This is a genomic window from Methanosarcina sp. 1.H.T.1A.1, assembly GCF_000979295.1.
Lineage (GTDB): Archaea > Halobacteriota > Methanosarcinia > Methanosarcinales > Methanosarcinaceae > Methanosarcina.
Genome location: NZ_JJQY01000004.1, coordinates 1 through 5378 on the forward strand (window position 1 = coordinate 1; position 5378 = coordinate 5378).

The following is a 5378-nucleotide window of genomic DNA, read 5'->3' on the forward strand; positions in this document are numbered from 1 at the left end:
GAGTCCGTCTCGTGGGCTCGGAGATGTGTATAAGAGACAGGTATTATCCCATGCGCTTCCCTGTTTAATTAGTTTTTATTATTCCTGAATGACCGTTAATTGCATCTCACGTTTTTTTCTTTCCACCCGCCACGCCCCGCTTGAACCCGCCCGCGTACAGTAGATAAAAATGAAATCATTAGCCGCGCCGGGAAGTCTGATCCCGGAATATCAACCATGTAGCCAGGGACGACCAGAATTTTGGCTTCAGAAAAATTCATGCAGGTCAGCAGGAAAGTGAAAGTATTCGGTTGAGCTGTTTAAAAGGCAAAAATAAAAAAATCGATTAATTCATTATGGGGCGTTTCATCTTCTCAGGAAGGAATTGAAAAAATGATTGATTAATACTTTCAGTCCGCTATATGACTTTATTAATAAAAAATCGACGTTTTGCTATATGTGTTGAAAAAATCGGGACACGTCCCGCAGGGAAGAATTCCGGACAACTGGCACGGGTCATTTATAACTACTTATTTATAATAATACGTAGAATTATCTGCCTGAACACATTATCCGAACATTGAAGAGAAAATGTAAAGAGAAAATGTGAAGAGAAGTTCTTCAAAAATGATTTTGCTTCTTGCTTCAGATTATTTTTATCTTAACCTCAAAATCTTAACTCAAAGTTTTTAAGTCCTTACTTTATCCATCCAATTAATGAGAAAAACCCGAGAGAAGAAATATGAAAAATATCATCGTTAAAGGGGCACGGGAACACAACCTGAAAGACATTACCGTGGAGCTCCCGCGGGACAAATTCATCGTTATCACCGGCGTCTCAGGCTCGGGGAAATCCACCCTGGCCTTTGACACTATCTATGCCGAGGGGCAACGGCGCTACGTGGAGTCCCTCTCTGCTTATGCGCGGCAGTTCCTCGGGCTTATGAACAAGCCGGATGTGGACAGCATCGAAGGGCTGTCTCCGGCAATCTCTATAGAGCAGAAAACTACCTCTAAAAACCCCCGGAGTACGGTGGGGACCGTCACTGAAATCTATGACTACCTCAGGCTGCTTTTTGCAAGGGTTGGGACCCCTTACTGTCCCATTCATGATATCAAAATAGAGTCCCAGTCTCCAGAAAGGATCGCGGACAGCCTCAGCAGGGAATGTGAGGGAATGGTTACAATCCTCGCTCCCATCGTCCGCCAGAAAAAAGGGACTTATCAGCAGCTTTTCAGGGACCTGAACAGCGAAGGCTTTACCCGGGTCAGGGTAAACGGGAAAATCTACAGGACCGACGACGAAATTTCCCTTGACCGCTACAAAAAGCATGATATTGAAGTGGTAATTGACCGCCAGGACCCTGCCGAAGACCGGTCAAGGCTTGTCGAAGCCTGTGAAAATGCCCTCCGAAAAGCTGAAGGGCTCTTAATTGCCGTCGATTCCGAAGGGAAAGACCACCTTTATTCTTCAAACATGGCCTGTCCTGTCTGCGGGATGGCTTTTGAGGAACTTCAGCCCAGGATGTTTTCCTTCAACAGTCCCTTCGGGGCATGTGAAGCCTGTAACGGGCTCGGGATTAAGATGGAGTTCGACCCAGACCTCATAATTCCTGATAAAAGCCTGTGCATTGCCGACGGAGCCGTTGCTCTTTACAGGAACTTCCTTGACGGCTACCGGAGCCAGCACCTGACAGCTGTTGCAAAGCATTTCGGTTTTGACATCTTTACCCCTCTTGAAGCCCTCTCAGCGGAGCAGTACAACGCCCTCATGCACGGCTCAGATGATCGAATCCAGTTCAGCATGAGCATGAAGAACGGGGACGCCCAGTGGTCCCACAAGGGCACATGGGAAGGGCTTCTTCCGCAGTCTGAGAGGCTTTATAACCAGACGAAGTCCGAGTACCGGAGAAAAGAACTCGAAAAGTTCATGCAGGTCCGCCCCTGTCCGGATTGTGAAGGCAAGCGCCTGAAAGAAAAGGTCCTTGCAGTCAAGCTCTCCGGAAAGTCGATTGTGGATACAACAGACCTTTCCATTATCCAGTGTATCCGGTTTTTCGAAAACCTGACGCTTTCGGAAAAAGAGCAGGAAATCGCAAAACAGGTCTTGAAAGAAATTCGTTCCCGCCTGGGTTTCCTTGAGCATGTGGGGCTTGGTTACCTGACCCTTTCCCGCGGTGCAGGCACTCTTTCCGGCGGAGAAGCCCAGCGGATCAGGCTGGCAACACAGATCGGTTCAAACCTCATGGGTGTACTCTACGTGCTTGACGAGCCTTCCATAGGACTGCACCAGAGGGACAACGAGCGGCTGATCCAGACCCTGCAGACCCTCCGGGACCTCGGGAACACCCTTATCGTGGTAGAGCATGACGAAGATACTATCAGGGCTGCGGACTATGTGCTCGATATAGGTCCGGGCGCAGGGATACATGGAGGATACGTGGTAGCCGAAGGGGCGCCTGCAGAAATCGAGAGAAATCCGGAGTCTCTGACAGGCAAGTACCTCTCAGGAGAAAAGCAAATAAAACCTCCTGCTCTCCGCCGCCAGAGCGAGGCCTTCATCCGGCTGAAAGGCTGCCGGGCAAATAACCTGAAGGACATCGATGTGAATATCCCCATAGGGCTTTTCACGGTAATTACCGGGGTTTCGGGTTCCGGAAAATCTACCCTTATCTATGATACTCTTTACAAAGCCCTGATGAAAAAGATCAACAAATCAAATGTGACACCCGGGGAATATGACGAGCTGGTTTTTGACTCCGAGCTCGATAAGGTAATTGTTATCGACCAGAGCCCCATAGGCAGGACCCCCCGCTCGAACCCTGTGACCTATACCAAGGTCTTTGATGCAATCAGGCAGGCTTTTGCCGAAACAAAGGAAGCCAAAATCCGTGGGTACAAAACCGGGCGCTTTTCTTTCAACGTAAAAGGAGGGCGCTGTGAAGCCTGCCAGGGAGACGGGCTGATCAAAATTGAAATGAATTTCCTGCCTGATGTTTACATTGAATGTGAAGAATGCAAGGGCACGCGTTATAACCGGGAAACCCTTGAGGTAAAATACAGGGGCAAATCGATTTCCGAAGTCCTGGACATGACCGTGGAAGAGGCTGCCGAGCAGTTTGAGAACATCCCTGCAATCAAAGGCAAGCTCGATACCCTCACGCGAGTAGGGCTGGGATACATCAAGCTCGGGCAGAGTTCAACGACCCTCTCCGGGGGAGAAGCCCAGAGAATAAAGCTGACCCGCGAACTCTCAAAAAAGGGCACAGGAAAGACCATTTATCTTCTTGACGAGCCCACAACAGGGCTGCATTTCCATGACGTTAAAAAATTGATTTCAGTCCTGAACGGCCTTGTTGCAAAAGGAAACACTGTGGTCGTTATCGAACACAACCTGGACGTCATCAAGTCAGCGGACCATATAATCGACCTTGGCCCCGAAGGAGGGACCGCAGGCGGGGAGATTGTTGCCACAGGTACGCCTGAAGAAATTGCTCTGGTCCCGGAAAGCTATACCGGGCGCTTCCTTGCTCCCAGACTTTCGGGAAAGAGGAACTCATACCTGGAGTCGGGAGCGCAGCCTGTTGAGGCAGTTTTTGAGGACGGGGAAGATTATGAGGGCGATTTTGAAGAGTTCGAAGAGGACTCGGATGAAAGTCTTGAAGAAGAGCCTGAAGACTTCGAAGAAGGAGCAGACGAAGTATTTGAAGGCCAGGCGCTTTAAAGGATTTCTGAAAAATTAAAACCTGAAAACCGGATTTGAGTAAACCAAATTTGAACGCAATGAGGCTCAAAAATGATTGATCTGGATGCTCTTCCGCACCTGCCCGGCTGCTACCTTTACATGGACGAGGACGGGGTTGTGCTCTACGTGGGGAAGGCAAAGGACCTTAAAAAAAGGGTGAACAGCTATTTCCAGAAAAGGGACCACGACCCTAAAACAGCGAGCCTTGTGCAAGCTGCCAGGGGCCTTGACTTCATTGTCACAAATACAGAGGTGGAAGCCCTGCTCCTTGAGAATACTCTGATCAAGAAGCATTGGCCCAGGTACAATATTCTCCTCAAGGACTCAAAGCGATATGCCTGCATCCACCTTACCGGAGAAAAATTTCCCCGGATCGTGATTTCCCGGAAAAATACCGGAGAAGGAGAGTTTTTCGGGCCTTTCGTTTCTGCAAAGGAAAGGGACTACATCTTCGAGGTCGTAAGAAAAACCTTCCAGCTCAGGACCTGTAAAAAAATGCCTGTACGTGCCTGCCTCCGCTATCACATAGGAGTATGCAGCGGACCATGCATAGGCAGTATTTCCATGGAGGAGTACGGAGAAAAGGTAAAAAGGGCTACTTCTGTCCTGAAAGGCAATATCAGGGAACTTATCGAGTCCATGGGAATAGAAATGAAAGAGATGGCTTCCAGGCAGCAGTTTGAACAGGCCCTGGAACTCCGAGATGAGATTGCAGCCCTTGAAAGCCTTCAGGAAAAGCAAAATATGGAGAGGCAGAAGAAGCATGACGAGGACATTCTGAACTACATTGTCAGGGATGATACCGTCTACCTCATGCTCTTCAAGGTTTACAAAGGGACTCTGGAAGACAAGCAGGACTATGTCTTTGCCTTCGGGCAGGAGTTTCTGGAAGAATTTCTGGTGCAGTATTATTCCGAGAATGATCCGCCTGAGGAACTGATCGTTCCCGAGCCTCTTGAAGAGTCCCTTATAGAATTCCTGGCGCATGTGAAGGGAAAGAAAGTGAAGGTTACGGTTCCGAAGCAGGGAGAGAAAAAAGAACTTCTCGATCTGGTCCTGAAAAATGTTGAAATAGGATTTTTCGGGGACAGAAAAAAAATCGAAGCCCTGCAGAGTAAACTCTCTCTCCCCAAACTCCCGAACGTTATCGAGTGCTTCGATATCTCCCACCTCTCAGGCACGGCTACGGTCGGTTCGATGGTGCAGTTCAGGGGAGGCAGGCCTGATAAACATAATTACCGGCGCTTCAAAATAGAAAGTGTGGAAGGGATTGATGATTTCGCTTCTATTGCCGAAGTTGTGAGGAGGCGTTATTCCCGCCTGCTTGAAGAAAAACACGACATGCCTGATTTAATTATCATAGATGGGGGCAAAGGGCAGCTCTCTTCAGCTTTCCAGGAACTCAGGAAACTGAAGCTCAGAGTCCCGATTATTTCCATTGCCAAGCGGGAAGAGGAAATTTATGTGCCAGGGCTTAAGTCCCCTCTCCCCATAAAAAAAGATGAAAAAGCCTCTCTCTTTATCCAGGAAATCCGGGACGAGGCCCACAGGTTTGCAATCAACTACAACCGCCTGCTCAGGCAAAAGTCACTGATCCCGTAAATAAAAGTCATTGGTCTCGTATAACTATAGAGACTGTCTCTTATACACATCT

At 48.5% G+C, this 5378-nt stretch carries 2 protein-coding genes; both read left to right on the forward strand.

Annotated elements, in window-relative coordinates; genetic code table 11:
- Positions 1-721: 721 nt before the first annotated feature.
- Positions 722-3703: an excinuclease ABC subunit UvrA gene (uvrA, locus tag EO95_RS00790; RefSeq protein WP_048131366.1), complete on the forward strand. Its 2982-nt coding sequence runs from the start codon at positions 722-724 to the stop codon at positions 3701-3703.
- Between the two features lie 72 nt (positions 3704-3775).
- A complete protein-coding gene (gene uvrC, locus EO95_RS00795) occupies positions 3776-5326 on the forward strand; it encodes an excinuclease ABC subunit UvrC (protein WP_048131367.1) in 1551 nt (516 codons plus the stop codon).
- The last annotated feature ends 52 nt before the right edge of the window (positions 5327-5378 follow it).

Excerpts from the sequence above, each read along its gene's own strand:
- uvrA (WP_048131366.1), top strand. The coding sequence starts at position 722 with ATGAAAAATATCATCGTTAAAGGGGCACGGGAACACAACCTGAAAGAC.
- uvrC (WP_048131367.1), top strand. The coding sequence starts at position 3,776 with ATGATTGATCTGGATGCTCTTCCGCACCTGCCCGGCTGCTACCTTTAC.